Source organism: Roseimicrobium sp. ORNL1 (genome assembly GCF_011044495.1).
GTDB lineage: Bacteria > Verrucomicrobiota > Verrucomicrobiia > Verrucomicrobiales > Verrucomicrobiaceae > Roseimicrobium.
Genome location: NZ_CP049143.1, coordinates 713,732 through 731,044 on the forward strand (window position 1 = coordinate 713,732; position 17,313 = coordinate 731,044).

The window sequence follows — 17,313 nt, forward strand, 5'->3', positions numbered from 1 at the left end:
CTCACTCCACTGGGACGGGATGCTTGACGCGACCATGTCCATTTGATTCGCTTTGCTCCATGCGCCCGCCTCTCACCGCCCTTCTCGTGGCCGCCGTCGCCCTGGCCCAACCCGGGTACACCCAGCCAACGCAACCGCCACAGATACAAGGGCAGGCGCAGGCACAGCTGCCGTCGCTGGCGGGTACTGCACCCCTGGAGCCCGCGACGGGAGATGAGCGCTCCGTCGCCATGGTGGCGGGCATTGACCGCGCGGTGATGCGTGAAATTCAGGAAGCTGCGGGGAAACGCGAGGCCCTCTGGCAGCGGGATTTTTCCTCGCCGGAAGCCTATGACAAATCCGTCGAGCCGAACCGCCAGCACCTGCGCCGCATCCTCGGCGTGCTGGAGGAGGACAAGCGGAAGCCTTTCTCCGGTCTGGAACTGGTGACCACCACGGATCGCGGCTCCCAGGTGGCGGAGGCGCAGACTTATGAGGTGCATGTGGTGCGCTGGCCGGTGCTGGAAGGCGTGAATGGCGAGGGCATCTACCTCAAGCAGCGTGGCGAGCCCAAGGCCCGCATCGTTCTCCTGCCGGATGCTGGACAGACTCCGGAGGAGGTGGCCGGTCTCATCAAGGGACAGGAAGCGCTCGGCCAGTGCGCGCATGAGCTGGCCCTCGCCGGGTGTGACGTGGTCATTCCCGCGCTCATCAATCGCGAGGCGGAGTTCTCGGGAAATGACGCCATCGGAATCAAGGCGGAACTTCCCCACCGCGAGTACATCTACCGCCAGTCGTTTGAAATGGGGCGTCACCTCATCGGGTATGAGCTTCAGAAAGTGCTTGGATTGGTGGAGTGGATGAGCGGCCGGGGGAATGCGCCCGTGGCCGTCGTGGGATATGGTGAAGGCGGATTGCTGGCTCTCTTTGCGGGAGCCATCGACACCCGTGTGGATGCCACCCTCGTGTGCGGCGCGTTTGAGAATCGCGATGACGTGTGGAGCCAGCCCATCTGCCGGAATGTGCAGGGACTGTTGAAGGAATTTGGCGATGCGGAGATCGCTTCCCTTGTGCTGCCACGACAGCTCATCATCGCGCACGGTTTGTATCCAGAAGTGCCCAGTGTCACCGGGACCAAGGTCGCACCCGGCAGCCTGGTCACACCGCTGGTGAATGAGGTGCGCAACGAAGTGAACCGCGCGCGTAAGCTCACCCAGGGGAAGTTCGACCGCAGCCTGCGCTTCGTCGTCGCTGAGGAAGAGGCCGAGGGGAAGGATACACCCTATCCCACCATCGCCACGGGCTGGCTGCTGAAGACCCTGAAACTCACCGCTCGGGCAGCGCCCTCGCCCCTGCGCATGAGCCGCCATCCGCTGCCCGAGGACAAGGACCGGCAGGAGCGCCAGGTGCGCGAGCTGGAGCGGTACACCCAGCGGCTCCTCCAGGTGTGTGAGGACGAGCGCACCGCCACCTTCTGGAAGAAGCTGCCGCTCACTCCCATGGAGAAATATGAGGAGGCCACGAAACCACAACGCGAGCATTTCTGGAATGACGTCATCGGCCGCAATCCAGACCCCTCCGTGCCTGCAAATCCACGCTCACGCTTCTTGTATGCCAATGAGAAATTCACCGCGTACGAAGTCATGCTGGATGTCTGGCCGGACGTCCCGGCCTGGGGCTACCTCCTCGTGCCCAAGGGCATCAAGAAAGGGGAGAAGCGCCCCGTGGTGGTCTGCCAGCATGGCTTGGAAGGACTCCCCGAGGACGTGGTGAATGAAGACCAGAACAGCAAGGCCTGGAAACCCTATAAGGGCTTTGCGGCGAATCTCGCCCGGCAGGGTTACATCACCTTCTCCCCGCATAACTTCTACCGGGGGCAGGACAACTTCCGGGTGGTGCAGCGCAAGCTCAACCTCATGGGCAAGACGCTCTTCACCGTCATCATCGGCCAGCACCAGCGCATTCTCGAGTGGCTCGCCACGCAGCCGAATGTGGACCCCTCACGCATCGCCTTCTACGGCCTCAGCTACGGTGGAAAGAGCGCCATGCGCATTCCCGCTGTGCTGGATGGCTACTGCCTCTCCATCTGCTCCGGCGATTTCAACGAGTGGATCCGCAAGAACATGACCACCGACCATCGCGCGAGTTACCTCTTCAATCGCGAGTACGAGATCTTCGAGTGGAACCTCGGCCGCACCTTCAACTACGCCGAGATGGCCGTCCTCATTGCCCCGCGCCCCTTCATGGTGGAGCGCGGCCACGATGACGGCGTCGCCATCGATGAATGGGTCGCCTGGGAATACGCCAAGGTGCAGCGCCACTACGTCAAACTCGGCATTGGCGACAAGACCGAGATCGAGTACTTCAACGGACCCCACACGATTAACGGCGTGGGCACCTATGCGTTTCTCAAGAAGCATCTCAAGTGGACTCCAACACCCGTGAGCGGGAAGAAGTAAGCCTCCACCTCGAATATCATCACTACAGCCCTGGGAGCGCTGGCCTCCGGCCGGCGTATTCACGTGGCCAGCGAATAACACGCCGGCCAGAGGCCAGCGCTCCCAGGGCCGGTGGACCTAACGCGTTCCGAGGACCATCACACACTGATGTGGTGTGATGCCACGGATAGTAAAAGACGAGATCTTGTGCACGAAACGTGGCTTCGCCAAAGTGGCTCACGCTGCCCTCAGCGTGAACCGTGGCAGGCCCCCTGAGGATGCCGTCCCCCACAACCGCAAACGTGCGAAGTCAGCGGCTTATCCAACGGATGATCTGCCGTTCTTCGATTGCACAACAATTCACAAAATCCCCGCTTCCCTCATCGCTTCCAAAACGACCTGGCGTACCTGACCACGCAACTCCTTATTGACGACCTTGGCTCGCATGGGAGCGGAGAAACGCGGCTCTTTCATGATGGCGCTGATCATCGCAACGGCGGGAGTCCAGTCCTTGCGCCGCAGCGCATCACGAAATCCATCCACATGCGTGCCATGCAGACGAGTCCCAGTGCCGTTGCACCAGGAGAGCCATTGGCATTTCGCGGACGAACCCACTGCGGCGGCCTCCACGGTCAACTCATCCGACTCGTGCCGTACATGAAGCAACCTTGAAGGCTCGGAGGCATGGCACAGGTCTTCATTTTGTGATGCCAGGAACTGCACATAGTCCGCGAGCCCGCCGGGCGCGTGGAATGTCTCATCGCCCAACTGGACCTTCATTCCCGGAAAGAGATGCGCCACATCAAACAACCGGCGCCGCTGCACATGCATGCGGGGCAGTGAGGCTTGGAGAACATCACGATCCGCCGTGAATGTTATCGATGTGCCTTTCGCGGAGGAGACGCTTGTTATGGGAGCGCCGACAATCTCTCCTTTGGCAAAGTGCTGTTCCCACCGTATTCCATTCCGGTGGGACACCACCTTGAGATTGGCGGAAAGGGCGTTCACCAACACCAGACCCACTCCGGTGGCATTCAAGTGTACGTGAGGAGCATGTCCATCTGCCGTCGGCGTGTCGTGCAGGTGGGTGAGCCAGTGCACCGCCTTGGGAACGGAATTCATTTCAACATGATCGAATGGCAGTCCAGGTCCATCATCGCTCACCGAGATGCTGGTCCCGTTGATGGTGACACTGACTTTGGTGGCCTTTCTGGACAGGAAGAGATCGATGCTGTTAGCCACCAACTCGTAGATGAGGTGCTCGATGCCTTGCTCGCACGGATCTCCGATGTACATGCCCGGTCGTTTGCGAATGGCTTCGACTGGGGAAAACCGCGGCGCGCGCTCGGGATCCATGCTGTCATCGTTAGCAAGAACATCGATGCGAACAAGCTCACATTGTGAGGTCCCGTAACTCCCGGAACGCGTGGAATAATCTTGAACGTGAGTCGTGGTTCTGATTGCCTCATCCCCATGGAAGACGAAAGCGCAGCGTGGCTGCAACTGAAACGTGAGATACGTGTGCTCCGGGTTGGCTTGTTTGCGGTGTTGGGCACCCTGATGGCAGGGCTTCTAGTGGCAAATCTTGCCACCGTGCTGTTGCTGTCACCCATGGCGCGTGTTTTCGAGGACATGCTGGGGTCTGCGAGCAAGGCTCCCCAGCTCACGCAGATGGTTTTGTCCTATGGGAGGGTGTCTGCCGGCATGCTTCCTTTTCTGGTACTCACGCTGGTGTCTCTCCCTGCTTGTACCGTGATGGTGATGTATCGGCGTTCCCTCTGGCCGATCACAGTGATGGGTTTGGCCCTGATATTCCTCGCAATTCATGTTGTGGTCGTCTGGCTGGCCATGCTGATTCCCCTGGTGCAAATCATCCAGGGGATGAATGGCCGTCCTTGAGATGTCCATCCTCAGCTTGCAAATCGCGCTCACTGCCCGACCTTCCTTGCCCCCAATGGCTCTACCAGCAGCGAAAGGCGGCGTGCGCGCCCTGATTTTTGATTTCGACGGCCTCATCCTCGATACCGAGGTGGCCATCTTTGATGCCTGGCGGGAGATCTATGAGGATCATGGAATTCCGCTCACCCTTGAAACATGGGCGCAGTACGTGGGCAGTGACTTCGACCCGAAGGTGGAGCTGGAGCAATTCCTCGGGCGCGCGCTGGACTGGGCGACCTTGACCGACAGGCGCCGCAAGAGGGTGAATGACATCCTGATGGACAAGCAACCCATGCCCGGCGTGCGCGAGCGACTGCGGGAGGCGCATGAGCACGGCCTCGTGTGTGCCGTGGCCAGCAGCTCGAGCCACAGTTGGGTGGACGGCTGGGTCGACCGCCTGGAACTGCGGTCGTACTTCAGCCACGTGAGTTGCCTGGAAGACACGGGCAAGGCCAAGCCGGATCCCAGCCTCTTTCTGCACGCGGCCGCCGCTTTGAGCGTGGACCCTGCGGAGGCTATTGTGCTGGAGGATTCGCTCAACGGTCTGCGCGCCGCTCATGCCGCCGGCATGCGCTGTGTGGTGGTGCCCTGTGATGTGACCCGGCACCTCGCCTTTGACGGCGCGTGGAAGCATCATCGCTCGATGGTGGAGTTCACCGTACCGGACCTGTTTGTGTAGCCACGCGGAACGGCGGTTGCATTCGCCCGCCTCCCGTTCACACTGCGCCGCCCCCAAGGCGCTCTTTACCGCGTGACGAAAAACTTCAGCCTCTACCTCGCTCTTCGCTACTTGCGGCCGAAGCGGACCTTCGTGTCTGTCATCACGGTGATCTCCGTCCTCGGCGTGAGCCTCGGCGTCGCCCTGCTCATCGTGGTGATTGCGGTCATGGCCGGGTTCCACGCGCAGATGAAGGAACTCGCCGCCGGGTATGAGACCCACATCGAGGCGCAGGACCGTTACGGCACCTCCATGATGGATTCCAATCATCGCCCAAAGGATGCGACGGACAAACCATGGCGCGAGATTCTGGAGCAAATCAAAAAGACTCCCGGCGTGGCCAGTGCCACGCCCATGGTGCGTGGCCTGCTCCTGGTGGAATCTGAGACCGGCATGTCCATCACTGCCATGTGGGGACTGGACGGCACCGATGGCAATCGTCTTGCGGCCAAGCACAAGGACTTCCTGAGAAAGGAGAAAGGCGCCTCCATGGAGCTTTCCGGAGACAGCATCGTGCTGGATTCCAAGCTGGCCGATCCCTGGGGACTCAAGGTGGGCGACACCATCACCGCATGGGCTCCGACCAATCTCAAGCAGATAGTAAACCTGACTCGGCAAATCGATGAGCTGCCTGAGGACCAAAAGCAAACGGCGTACAAACAGCTCAAGGATCTCACCATTCCCCAGGAGCTCACCATCACCGGCATCATCGAGCCACCACAATTCCAAGATTCGAGCAAGGTGCCGCTGGCCATCGTACCTCTGGGGCGGGCTCAGGAAATGCGTGATCTCGGAGACGGCATTTCCAGCATCGGCATCGAGTTGAACGAGCCCTACCAGGCCGGAGCGATTCGTGACCAGTTGATGAAGTCCGGTGTCATCCCTCCCGGCTGGGATGCCTACACCTGGACAGAGGCCCACCAGGCTCTCTTCAGTGCGGTGCAGACTGAGCTCATGATGATGTATGTGATTCTCTTCTTCATCATGATTGTGGCTGCCTTCTGCGTGATGAACACCATGATCACCGTGACCGTGCAGAAGCGGCGTGAGATTGGCATCGTGGCCGCCCTCGGCTCTCGTGTCGGCCAGACCATGTCGGTATTCATCATCCAAGGCATGATCGTGGGCGCGGCGGGTGCCGTGCTGGGCCTCGGCCTCGGCATCCTGATCGCAAGCAACATCAATACGATCAAAAACAAGCTGGGCGAGTGGATGGGCATGGACATGTTCAATCCAGAAATCTACGGCTTGATCGATCTGCCCGCCAAAATCCTCCCGGGCGACGTGGCCTTCATCTGCGGCAGTGCCTTCCTCCTCAGCTCCCTCGCCTCTGTCATCCCCGCCTGGCTCGCCGCGAAGGTGGAACCGGCGCAGGCGTTGCGGGATTGAAGCCTCGTGTGTCGCTCCTGACGTCAATTCCTCCTTGCACGCAGGGGCAAACCGGGTACTTTGGGCCTCCTTTTTCCCCACCAACTGCCACGTGGTGTAACGGTAGCACAAGAGATTTTGGTTCTCTTTGTTAAGGTTCGAATCCTTACGTGGTAGCCACTTTGATATCGAGGGAGGTATCAGGTGGCGAGACTCTCTTGCGCAAGGACAGCGCCTGTCCACATCTTCCGAGGAGAGGGCAAAAAGCGTTCGGTAACGAGAATTTGTCTCAATAACGCTCATCTTTCGATTGCTGTTGAGATATTGTCGCAATAGAGGTGCAGCCTCTCGAAGCTCTCTGCTCAAGAGTTCTGCTGCTAAAGACCTCAACATCAGTCCAACATGACGCGCTCATTCGAGCATTCGCTGTTTCTCTGACCTGCAACTTACCGTCCCAGCCCCTTCCGGGCTGATTTCCCAAACCTCCACCATTCCAGCACCCACCTCCGGCACCGAAGGTGACCTTCAGTCTTCCTGGTGATTTTCTTCCTGCGTCAGCACTTCCTTGTCCTCATTGGCTGCCTGCTCAGTCTGGAGCATCATCTGCATGCTGAGAGTCCGCGGGTGAAGGCTTTGGATTTGAAGGAAGGTATCGCGCCGCCGGAGCTTGATGGGGTGCTGAATGATCCCTGCTGGGAAAAGGCCGCGGCAGTCACCGCCTTCAGCCAGGTTTTCCCCAAGGAGGGCGCGACCCCGAGCGCGGCCACGGAGGTGAAGTTTGCCCACGATGGGTGCTACTTGTACATCGCCATCCGCGCGGAGGACAAGGAAACCGACCGCATCACCGCGAGGGAGCTGCAGCGTGACTCCTTCGAAGATGAATCCTTCCCCGCCGATGACCACGTGCAGATCGCGCTGGATCCGTTTGGTAGGGAGCGTGACGGCTTTCTCTTCGCCGTGAATCCCCTCGGCGCCATGACAGATGGCCGCATCGAGCACGGCGGCTCCACTGCGAAGGAGTGGGATGGTATCTGGGATGCGCGTGCGCAGCGCGATGCCCAGGGCTGGACCGCCGAGCTGCGCATCCCTTTCACCACATTGAGCTTCGACCCGGCAAAGGATGCATGGGGTGTGAACGTGCAGCGTGTCATTCGCCGAAAGGAGGAGATGATTCGCTGGACCCAGCCCTCCCAATCACGCGAAGGCGACTGGCTGGATGACATCGCCCAGCTCGAAGGCATGAGCGGGCTCAATCAGGGCCTCGGTATCGAACTCAAGCCGTACACCGTCTTCCGCCATCTCGATGAAGTGAATGGTGGAAGCTCCACGGAACTGCGCGCCGGTTTCGATGCGAACTGGCTCATCACTCCCGCGCTCACTGCCACGCTCACCGTGAACACCGACTTCGCCGAGGCGGAGGTGGATGACCGGCAGATCAATCTCACACGCTTCCCACTCTTCTTCCCGGAGAAGCGAGACTTCTTCCTGAGGGATGCTCCTTATTTCAACTTCCCCTACGGCACCGCGCTGATGATGCCCTTCTTCTCGCGCACCATCGGGCGCAGCGAAGACGGCGAGCCGGTGGACATTCTGGTAGGCGCGAAGTTCACCGGTCGCGCAGGGCCATACACCATCGGCATTCTGGACGTGCAGCAGGATGCGCACGACGGTGTCGATGAGAAGAATCTCCTCGTGGCACGTGTCACTCGCGAACTGGCCGCAGACCACACGCTGGGCGCTATCATCACCCATGGCGACCCATATTCGAATGGAGACAATACCGTGCTGGGCCTCGACTACCAGTGGCGTACCTCCACCTTCATGGGGGACAAAAATTTTGACACGCAGCTCTGGGCTATCGGAAGTGACAGCAGCGGTTTTGGTACGGGCGAATCCATCGGTGCTTCCTTTGGCTACACCAATCAGCCATGGTTCTTGTACGGCATCTTCGCCCAGATTGGCGAGGAGTTCTATCCGGCCATGGGGTACCTCGCGCGGCGGGGCGTGCGGGAGTACTACTTCGACGTCACCTATCAGTGGCAAATTAACGAAGGTGGCCTGCGCACCTTTGACCTGCAGGTGCTGCCCTTCATCATCACCCGCTTGGATGGCGAGATCGAGACCGCGGAAGTCATGCTGCCTGGTATGCGCTGGACCTGGGACAGCGGCGGTGAACTGGCCTTCTGGCTGAACTTCAAAGAAGAGCAGTTCTTTGAACCCTTCGAGATTCAACCCGGTGTGATGGTACCCGTGGGCGACTACAAATTCCGCAGCGTGCAGATGGAATACGAAGGCGCACCTTCACGCGTGATTACTCCCAATGTGGAAGTGGAGGTTGGCGAGTTTTTGAATGGAGACATTGTCGCGTGGAATGTGGGCGTAGCGTATCGCCCCTCGCCGTATCTTCACCTCGGTCTATCCTATGCCGAGCAGGCCGTGGATCTGCCGCAGGGGGAATTCACCACACGTCTCGCTTCGGTGAATCTCCGTCTGGCCTTCTCCCCGCGCCTCTCGTGGAACACCCTCGCGCAATACGACAACGAATCAGACAGCTTCGGCGTCAATAGCCGTATCCGCTGGACTGTGCGTCCCGGTACAGACATCTACCTCGTGCTGAACCAGGGTTACGTGGTGGAGGAGCGCAACCGCCTGCGCCGCGTGGGCACGGAAGCCGCGCTTAAGGCGGGAGTGACGTGGAGGTTCTGATCTGCGGCGAACGCCACTACTCCAGCTTCCCAAACATGATGCGTTCTTTCCGCTCATTGGAAGAATCACCTTGCGTGACCGCCACATAGATGGAGCCATTGTATTCGGCGAAGACAGGATACTGGAAGGACTTGGTCGTTTCGAAACGGTACTTCCGTTCCCACTGCTTCCCATCTTTGGAAACCTCCACATTGAAGACAGAGCGGCTCACCCCATCAATGCGGGTGCCTTCCTGCCAGCCCAAGTAGTAGACATCGCCAAACTTGTCGAGCGTGGGCTTGGAACTGGCGCCATTCGTGACGAAGGACCGCTCTTCGTTTTCTGTCCACTTCCTTCCATCCATGCTGGTGGCAAAGGTGTAGTTGCGAGTTCCGCCTTCCTGCCGGCAAATGGCCAGCCACGTGCCACCAGGCAACTGATGCGCTGCTGATTCAGAGAGCTTCAGATCCGTGGGCTCGTGGAAATGTCCGAGCACTTCGAAGGTATCGAGCGAGGGATGCACCAAGGCAAGCGCGTTCTGGCAGATGGGATAGTTGTTCAGCGTGACATAGGTCTTGCCGCCGATGGTCTTGAAGTTGTCGAAGATGTAGAGCCCGAAGTCCTTTGCAGGATGCTTGAAGCCCTGAGCGACTGCGTCCTCGTAGAAATATTGTGGCTGCATGTCATGCGTGCCGCTGGCAGTCTTCAGCTTCACCTTGTGGATGCGATTAGTGAAGCACATGCGGTCCATGTCGAAGTCCGTGTACCACATCTGGGACTGGCGCTCGCCAGGGGATTCACTGGCAAAGTAGCAGCGTAGGGTCTTCTTGTCCTTCTGGATGATGCGGGGCACGAAGCACGCGCCGACGGGCAGCGTCTCATTTTCGAAGACCTGCTCTCCCCGGGCGAAGTCGATGACATTTTCTACCTCTTGCGTCTTCAGGTTCACGATCGAGAGGGTCACGTAGACATAGGGCCACTTCGCTGCCTCGCCGGGCTGCACGTCATTCGCCTCGGCCACAATCCACGCCCGGTCCCGGGCCAGGACCATGCCGGCGTCGTGCGCCCCCTTCACGCGGGGAGCCGTGGTATTGACCAGTCCCTGCATCACCCGGTCGCCCGCCTCCTTGGGGTTCCACCCGGGAGGGAGGAGCGAAGCCGGATTTTCTTGGCCACGGACCGCGGAGGCCCCCAGAAACAGGGCGATCAGCGCGGGAAAACAGGAGCGGATGGAAATCGGAAGCATGCGGGAGGGAAAAGAAAGACGGCGCGACCAAGGGAATTTGCACACCGGAGTTGCCAAGCCCGGCGGATTGGTTATGGTCACCCTCCAGCCGATTGCCGCGTAGTGTAACGGTAGCACGTGGGATTCTGACTCCCCCAGTTAAGGTTCGAATCCTTACGCGGTAGCCACTCTCTGAGAGACAGAGAGTTTTGGCAACGGCAGCGGTGTGTGGCCTCTGCCTTCTGAGGTAGATACTTTGGAACCTCGAAGCCCGCGGCCTACAGCTTCCACCCCGCGCGATACTCGCGTGTGAGCAGCTTGTTGGCACCCTCGTCATCCGTCTTTCCGGCGACGTGATCCCACGTGATTTTCTTCCCGGTACGGTAGGCGACACCGCCGAGGTGGTTGGCGACGGTGAGGAGGCCGCTGTAGCTGAAGTCGCACGAGGATTTCTTCCCGGCCATGGCCGCCTCGACCCACTCCTTCTGGTGCCCAGGCGAGTCGGGGATGAAGGGCTTGGGTGGGGTGAAGCCCTTGAACTTCTCTTCCGGCATCAACGTGTGCTTGCCGTAGTCGGCGAAGAGCATGCCTTTCTCACCGACGAAGAGGACTCCGTTTTTCACGGAGTTCGGCAGGAGGCCGTCCTTGATGGGCTTGGGCACCGCTGTGCCCTGGTACCAGTGCATGGTTACGGGGGCGAGGTCGCCACGTTTCCCGTAAGTCCAGGTGGCGGTCATGTTCGCAGGAGCAATCTCCTTGTGCGGAGGCGGGCCGCTGGCCTCGATGGTCTTTGGGTGGTCGAGTTTCAGCGCCCAGAAGGGAAGATCATTCCAGTGGCTGCCAAGGTCGCTCATGGTGCCGTTGGCAAAGTCCCAATAGCGATACCAGCGCGGGCCGGGCAGGTAGATGTCATGATACTCACGCATGGGCGCGGGCCCGATCCAGAGGTCCCAGTCAATCTGCGGAGGTACAGCCATGCCCTTCTCCGGCATCTTGTCGATGTAGTCCAGCAGGCCTGCCTTCACGAAGAGGTCATCATTCTTCTCCGCCTCAGCACGCGTCTGCATGCCCCACGAACGGCCCACCCACACATGCACTTCACCCACCTGGCCGATGGCGCCGCTTTGAATCAATTCTACCACTCGATGATAGTTCGCGGTGGCATGCATTTGGGTGCCCATCTGCGTGGTCACATCCGCCTTCTTCGCCTCTTCCATCACCACGCGGGCCTCATGCACATCGCGCGTGAGGGGCTTTTCACAATACACGTGCTTCTTCGCGCGGAGCGCCGGCACCACGGCAAAGGCATGCGTGTGCTCCGTGGTACTCACCACCACAGCATCGAGGTCATCCATCTTCGTGTGGAACTCACGGTAGTCGCGATACTTCCGCGCCTGCGGGTGTGAGCCAGCGGCGTATTCGAGATTCTTCTCATTCACATCGCAGAGCGCCACGATGTCGGAAATCTGCGACACCTCCTTGAGGTTGCTCGCGCCACGACCACCGCTGCCGATGACGCCCACATTCAACCGACCATTGGGCGAGCGGCTGGAAACGACCGCCGGGAAGCCCAGCACCGAGGCCCCGGTTGCCAGAACGGACTGCTGCAGGAAACGACGGCGCGAGGAAGTGGGGATGCGTGGGTTCATGGCGAGAAGGCGTGAGTCCAAAGGAACGGAACAACCCAAGGTGTTTGGTCAGCACTTTTGTGATGAACCTCGCTCTATCCGTGCTGCCTGAAAATCCTGCCTTACGGTATCTGCCTTCCCTGCGCCGCCTCCCAAAGCGCATACCAATCCTCACGCTCCAGTGTGATCTCCACCGAAGCCGCCGCACTCTGGATGCGCTCAATCTTGTTCGTGCCGAGGATGGGCAGGGGCCGACTGGGATGCGCGAGAATCCAGGCGTAGGCGAGCTGCTCCAGCGAGGCGCCGTTGTAGCGCGGGGCCATCTTGTCTGCTGCGTCCTTCAGCCGGACAGCCGCCTCATTCTTCGGATCAAAGATACGACCCTGCGCCATCGGACTCCACGCCATGGGGGCGATGCCGAGTTGCTCGCACTGGCTGAAGGTGCCGTCGTAGATCGGATCCATGTGCAGCAGGTGGTATTCGAGCTGGTTCGTCACCAGCGGCTGCTCCATCTGCGAGTTCAGCAGGCTGAACTGGTGCACATTATAGTTGGATACACCCGTGCTGCGTACCTTGCCGGAGCGCGCGAGATCATTGAGACCCTTCGCCGTGTCGTCTGCGCGCGTGAGCCAGTCGGGGCGATGCACCAGCAGCAGCTCCACGTGATCCGTGCCGAGGAAGCGCAGGGACTTCTCCAGGCTCTTCACCATGCGCGCGCCGGTCGCGTTGTAGTGCGCGGTGCGGCGTTCGGGGTGGAATTTGTTTGGCACGTAGATGCCCGCCTTGGTCACGATTTCCAGCTTGTCCCTCAGGCCTGGGGTGAGCGCGAGCGCACGGCCCAGCGCCTCTTCCACTTCATAGCCGCCGTAGATCTCCGCGGTGTCCAGCGTGGTCATGCCGAGCTCCAGGCAGACCTGAATCCGGCGGTTCAGCTCCTGTGGCGTGGGCGTCGGATCATCAATGATGCGCCACGTGCCGTACGCGATGCGGGAGAACTCAGGACTGTGCGGAGCGAGGCGGATGCGGGGAATCATGGGAGGAGTGCAGAGGGTTTGGCTGGGAGATTGAAGAGCAGGAGCGCGAGCGCGGGCAAGAGATTTTCAGCGGGCAAAACCAAAGCCGAGTTCGGTGAAGACACGCTCCGGAGTCCAGCCTTGCTCGCGTAGCGTGCGCAACGCGCGTGCATTGTCACGTTTCGCGAGCCGCTTGCCTTCGCTGTCGGTCACGAGCTTGTGATGTTTCCACTTCGGCACGGGGAGGCCAAGCAGGGCTTGCAGCAGGCGGTGCAGATGCGTGGCCGTGAGGAGATCCTCCCCGCGAGTCACCAGCGTGATGTCCTGTGCCGCGTCATCCACCACCACCGCGAGGTGATAGCTGGTGGGAGTTTCCTTGCGCGCCAGCACCACATCTCCCAGCACCTCCGGCTTTGCGATGAAAGTCCCGTAAGCGAGATCTTGCCACACCAGCTCGCGACCACCGAGCGCGAGAGCCTTCTCAATATCAAGCCGGAGCGCGTAGTCACGCCCCGCAGCCTTGCGTTGCTGGGCCTCCTCCGGCGAAAGACTCCGGCACGTGCCAGGATAGAGCGGTCCCTCCGGTCCATGAGGCGCAGCTCCGGCGCGGGCGATTTCCTCCTGGATCTCCTTTCTGGTGCAAAAGCAGGGATACAACAGACCCATGGTATCAAGCTTGGCGAGAGCCTGCCGATAATCCTCAAAATGCTCACTCTGCCGGCGCACCGGCTCCTCCCAGGTGAGACCGAGCCAGCGCAGATCCTCGTAGATGGCAGCCTCGTATTCCGGACGCGAGCGTGTGGTATCGATGTCCTCCAGACGCAGAAGGAACAGGCCTGCAGTTCCAGCCCGCTGCGCCTCCTCCGCAGCGAAGAGCGCTGCGTACGCATGACCCAGATGCAACCAGCCAGTGGGTGAGGGGGCGAAGCGGGTGGTCACGTCTTGGGGGCCGGTTGGTGCGATTCAGTGCTGTCCTGCGGTTGAGGGTTGAGCGAACGCCCAATCTCACGCAAAATTCTCGCACTCATACAGTCCCGCCGGATTCATTTTTCAACCCGCAACTTTCCGCCATGCCCATCTACGAGTTCTTCTGCCCGGACAACAACCGGATCTACCAGTTCCTGGCTCGCAACAGTTCCGAGGGCGGCAGAACCCCCCGGTGTCCGGATGACGCCAAGTTCCGCATGGAGAAGCGCGTCTCCCGGTTCGCGATGCTCAAGGGACTGCAGGAGGAAGGCGGCGATGACCCCTTCGCGGGCATGGATGAGACCAAGATGGAAGCCATCATGGCGGAGATGGAGCGCGACATGGCGGGCATGGATGAAAACAATCCCGACCCCCGCCAACTCGGCCACGTGATGAAGAAGATGACCGACCTCATGGGTGACAAGGTGCCGCCGGAAATGCGCGAACTGGTGCGCCGCCTCGAATCAGGCGAGGACCCCGAAAAGCTGGAGAGCGAATTCGGCCACCTCGAAGACGGTGGCGAGGGCAGTGATGGCACGGACCTCTTCGCGCAGACAGTGAAGAAGATTAAGGCCAGCTTTGCCGCGCCCGTGCGGGATCCGAAGCTGTATGAAATGAGCCAGTGGTCGTAGCCGAAACGGGGGCGCACTCCCAAGGAGCGGCGTGCTTTAGCCGCCGTGGGAGCGTGAAAGGCATGCTACGTATCCTTGTCGCGGGTTCACCTGACAGGAACTCACAGGTGCTGAATTGGCGTCCATGGTCACGCAGCACTCCATGCCATGGCGACCCTTCCACGGCGGCTAAAGCACGCCGCTCCTTGGGGTGAGGCCTGTGTTTTGCGCTCCATGAAGAAAGCCGCGTCAAATGACGCGGCTCCTCCTGATGCAGATCTGATTCGGCGGAAGCCGAGGTTACTTTCAGGAGCTTACCACGCCCACGTCGCGCCGAGACCCCAGCGCTCGGCCACGCGAAGTTGCCCTTCTTGGATGGGCCACTCGTCGGCGCGCGGATCCTGGCCGGCGTGGCGCTCGCTGGCACCCTTGAGCTTCATGCAGCCGGTGTTGTCGCCGATGGCCGCGATCTCCTTCACCTCTTCCGGCGTGAAGGTGACTTCTGGCAGCGCGGCGAGTTCGTCCACCTTGCTCTCGATGCTCTTCGCGCCCTCGTAGGCTTCCTGAATCAGCGTCGGCACCACGCTCTTCACCGGTTCCTGCGAGAGATCCCAGATGGCGGAGAACTGCAGCATGGTCAGGCCATACTTCTCAGCGATGGGGCGGACCTGCTCCAGCTTCTCGCAGCCGTGCTCCACCCAGCCCTGCGGGCGGAAGGTGCGGTGGTCGCCATCGCGGAATTTGTGCCCGGGCTTCACGTCATCATGGAAGATGCCGCCGAAGTCCACCACGCGGGCGAGCAGGTCGATGTTGTGCTTTTTCGCCGCCGCGAGCACATGCTGCCCGGGCCAGGGTTCGAAGGGATTGAGGATGATCATCGCCCAATCGATGTCCGCCGCGAACTTTTCAAAGCAGCCGATGATGTCCAGCGTGAAGCCATTGGCCGGTCCCGGGGCGATGCCCAGGCGGTCCACCAAGCCACGCTGCTTCAGGGTGCGCAGGCCGTCCCACACTGCCTCGCTGCTGTAGCCGACGGAATCCGGATTGTGCAGCATGAGAAGGTCGAATTTCTCTGCGCCGCAGCGCTCCAGGGACTTCTCCGTCGCCATGGCCAGATAGCTTGCATACTCCTCGGGGCTGCGCAGCCCGGGTTCGGTGAAGCGGGGGTAGCCCTTCGCACCCGCGCGGAGACCACCGTAGAAGTCGTGGCCCACGATGCCGGAGAGGTTGTAGGTGCTGCGGTCGATGCCCTTGAGCGCCTCACCCAGAAGGGTGTCCGCACGACCGCCGCCATACACATCCGCCGTGATGAAGCTGCGGGTGCCCATTTCGTACGAGCGGTGGACGAGGTTGATGTAACGCGCGTCATCCAGCGCTTCGCCAAAGTGCATGAAGCGACCGCCGCTCCAGCTTCCAAATGCAGTACGAGTAAGGTTCATGGGGTAAGGAAGTGAGAAATTGAGTCAAGGGTAGGCCGGAATGCTGCCGGGTCAAAGTGCAGGATTGCGCAAGCAGCGGCATTTCCTGCTGTCCCCGAACAGCTCAGGACTCTCCACAGAAAATACGGCGAGGCAGGAGCATTCTGCTCTGTGTCTTATAGAGAACCACGCCCTCTGCTACTGTGCTGACGAACATCGCGAGGGGAGATTCCAAGGGAAACGTCTCCAAGACAAAGCCCATGAATCAAGCGACTACGCAGGCACCTCTTCTTCGTTCGCCACCTCGCCTTCACCTTCACTGACCTGAGACTGGGGGATGGGTGGTGGCTTCCCGAAGTTATCCACCTCCTCCCGCGTGGGAATCGCGTCCTGTGCGCCCAGGCGGGTGGTGGTGATGGCGCCGGCGATGTTGGCCTTGCGTACGCTGGAGAGCAGATTGTGCGTCTGGGCCCAGTGGACCGCGAAGGCTCCGGCGAAGGCATCCCCCGCTCCCGTGGTATCTTCGACCTCCACTTGGGGTGGCGGCACCTTGTAGGCCTGGTTCGCGCTGAAGGCGAAGGTGTGCTCTTTTCCGCGGGTGATGATCAGGGTGCCTACTCCCAGGTCTGCCATCTGGGCGCGTACCGTGGAGGCTTCATTCGTGCTCTCCACGAAATAGCCCAGCAGCGCGGCCGCTTCGCGTTCGTTCACGATGAGGAAATCAATCGGCACCTGTCCCCAGGGAAACTCCGGGTTGATGGGGGAGGCATTCAGGATCGTAGTTTTCCCCAGCTCTGAGGCGCGCTGGAGGCCTACCACCACGGCTTCGATGGGCACCTCGCACTGGGCCAGTACCACATCCGAGGCTGCCAGCAGCGATTCCTGCGCCAGCACGAGCTCGGCGGAGAGGTACATGTTCGCGCCCTGATTCACCACAATGGTGTTCTGTCCCGCGGAGTCGATGGTGATGTAGGCGCGCCCCGTCTGCATCTGCTGCAGCGGCTGGATGCCACTCACGCCCACCTGCTGCTCAATCAGGCTGTTCACATACGCCGAGCCTACGGGGTCGTCCCCCACGCAGCCGATGATGCTCACCTCGCCACCCTGTCGGGCGGCGGCAATCGCCTGGTTCGCCCCCTTCCCGCCGTAGCGCGCATCCCACCCCGAGCAGATGACTGTGGCCCCGGGTTCGGGCAGGTGGGGGACAGTGAGCAGGGTGTCGAGGTTCAGGGATCCGACGACAGTGACGGTGGGCGTGGCTGCAAGCTCGGGCATGGTTGGGAGGGAAGGACTCAAATGTAGGCGCAGATGGTGTGCCCGCTGCGC

General features: G+C 60.7%; 13 protein-coding genes and 2 tRNA genes. 8 read left to right on the forward strand and 7 right to left on the reverse strand.

Translation table 11 applies throughout. The annotated features are described in order from the left end of the window. Window positions 1-59 precede the first annotated feature (59 nt). On the forward strand, window positions 60-2,438 hold the full coding sequence (locus tag G5S37_RS02890) for a dienelactone hydrolase family protein (protein ID WP_165200649.1): 2,379 nt from the start codon (window positions 60-62) through the stop codon (window positions 2,436-2,438). Window positions 2,439-2,777: 339 nt separating this feature from the next. Here G5S37_RS02890 and G5S37_RS02895 read toward each other — a convergent pair whose 3' ends face one another. Beyond that, complete coding sequence (locus G5S37_RS02895; protein WP_165200652.1) at window positions 2,778-3,773, reverse strand: ATP-binding protein; 996 nt, start codon at window positions 3,771-3,773, stop codon at window positions 2,778-2,780. Between the two features lie 117 nt (window positions 3,774-3,890). Between G5S37_RS02895 and G5S37_RS02900 the strand changes: the two genes are divergently transcribed. The 5 genes from G5S37_RS02900 (at window position 3,891) to G5S37_RS02920 (ending at window position 9,147) form a co-directional block, all read left to right on the forward strand. Beyond that, on the forward strand, window positions 3,891-4,316 hold the full coding sequence (locus G5S37_RS02900) for a hypothetical protein (RefSeq protein WP_165200655.1): 426 nt from the start codon (window positions 3,891-3,893) through the stop codon (window positions 4,314-4,316). 1 nt (window position 4,317) lies between these two features. After that, on the forward strand, window positions 4,318-5,034 hold the full coding sequence (locus G5S37_RS02905) for an HAD-IA family hydrolase (protein WP_165200658.1): 717 nt from the start codon (window positions 4,318-4,320) through the stop codon (window positions 5,032-5,034). Window positions 5,035-5,106: 72 nt separating this feature from the next. Continuing rightward, window positions 5,107-6,462, forward strand: coding sequence for an ABC transporter permease (locus G5S37_RS02910; RefSeq protein ID WP_165200661.1), 1,356 nt, complete (start codon window positions 5,107-5,109; stop codon window positions 6,460-6,462). A gap of 85 nt (window positions 6,463-6,547) precedes the next feature. After that, a tRNA-Gln gene (locus G5S37_RS02915) sits at window positions 6,548-6,621 on the forward strand. A 357-nt stretch (window positions 6,622-6,978) separates the two neighbouring features. Continuing rightward, window positions 6,979-9,147, forward strand: a complete 2,169-nt coding sequence (locus tag G5S37_RS02920) for a carbohydrate binding family 9 domain-containing protein (RefSeq protein ID WP_165200664.1) — start codon at window positions 6,979-6,981, stop codon at window positions 9,145-9,147. Between the two features lie 16 nt (window positions 9,148-9,163). On the opposite strand, the gene G5S37_RS02925 is transcribed toward G5S37_RS02920, so the two are convergent. After that, window positions 9,164-10,372 (reverse strand): sialidase family protein, encoded by a 1,209-nt coding sequence (locus G5S37_RS02925; RefSeq protein WP_206026287.1) that lies wholly within the window; start codon window positions 10,370-10,372, stop codon window positions 9,164-9,166. Between the two features lie 93 nt (window positions 10,373-10,465). Between G5S37_RS02925 and G5S37_RS02930 the strand changes: the two genes are divergently transcribed. After that, a tRNA-Gln gene (locus G5S37_RS02930) sits at window positions 10,466-10,539 on the forward strand. A gap of 90 nt (window positions 10,540-10,629) precedes the next feature. Here G5S37_RS02930 and G5S37_RS02935 read toward each other — a convergent pair. The 3 genes from G5S37_RS02935 to gluQRS form a co-directional block, all read right to left on the reverse strand. Continuing rightward, a complete protein-coding gene (locus G5S37_RS02935; RefSeq protein ID WP_165200667.1) occupies window positions 10,630-12,000 on the reverse strand; it encodes a Gfo/Idh/MocA family oxidoreductase in 1,371 nt (456 codons plus the stop codon). A 101-nt stretch (window positions 12,001-12,101) separates the two neighbouring features. Beyond that, on the reverse strand, window positions 12,102-13,013 hold the full coding sequence (locus G5S37_RS02940) for an aldo/keto reductase (protein WP_165200670.1): 912 nt from the start codon (window positions 13,011-13,013) through the stop codon (window positions 12,102-12,104). Window positions 13,014-13,079: 66 nt separating this feature from the next. After that, window positions 13,080-13,931 (reverse strand): tRNA glutamyl-Q(34) synthetase GluQRS, encoded by an 852-nt coding sequence (gene gluQRS, locus G5S37_RS02945; protein WP_165200673.1) that lies wholly within the window; start codon window positions 13,929-13,931, stop codon window positions 13,080-13,082. Window positions 13,932-14,062: 131 nt separating this feature from the next. On the opposite strand from gluQRS, the gene G5S37_RS02950 reads away from it, so the two are divergent. Continuing rightward, entirely contained in the window at window positions 14,063-14,590 is a 528-nt protein-coding gene (locus G5S37_RS02950; protein WP_165200676.1) for a cytochrome C, read from the forward strand. 293 nt (window positions 14,591-14,883) lie between these two features. Here the strand turns inward: G5S37_RS02950 and G5S37_RS02955 are convergent, their stop codons facing one another. Both G5S37_RS02955 and G5S37_RS02960 read right to left on the reverse strand, forming a co-directional pair. After that, window positions 14,884-16,008, reverse strand: a complete 1,125-nt coding sequence (locus G5S37_RS02955) for an aldo/keto reductase (RefSeq protein ID WP_165200679.1) — start codon at window positions 16,006-16,008, stop codon at window positions 14,884-14,886. 252 nt (window positions 16,009-16,260) lie between these two features. After that, window positions 16,261-17,262: a ribokinase gene (locus tag G5S37_RS02960; protein ID WP_165200682.1), complete on the reverse strand. Its 1,002-nt coding sequence runs from the start codon at window positions 17,260-17,262 to the stop codon at window positions 16,261-16,263. Between the last annotated feature and the right edge of the window lie 51 nt (window positions 17,263-17,313).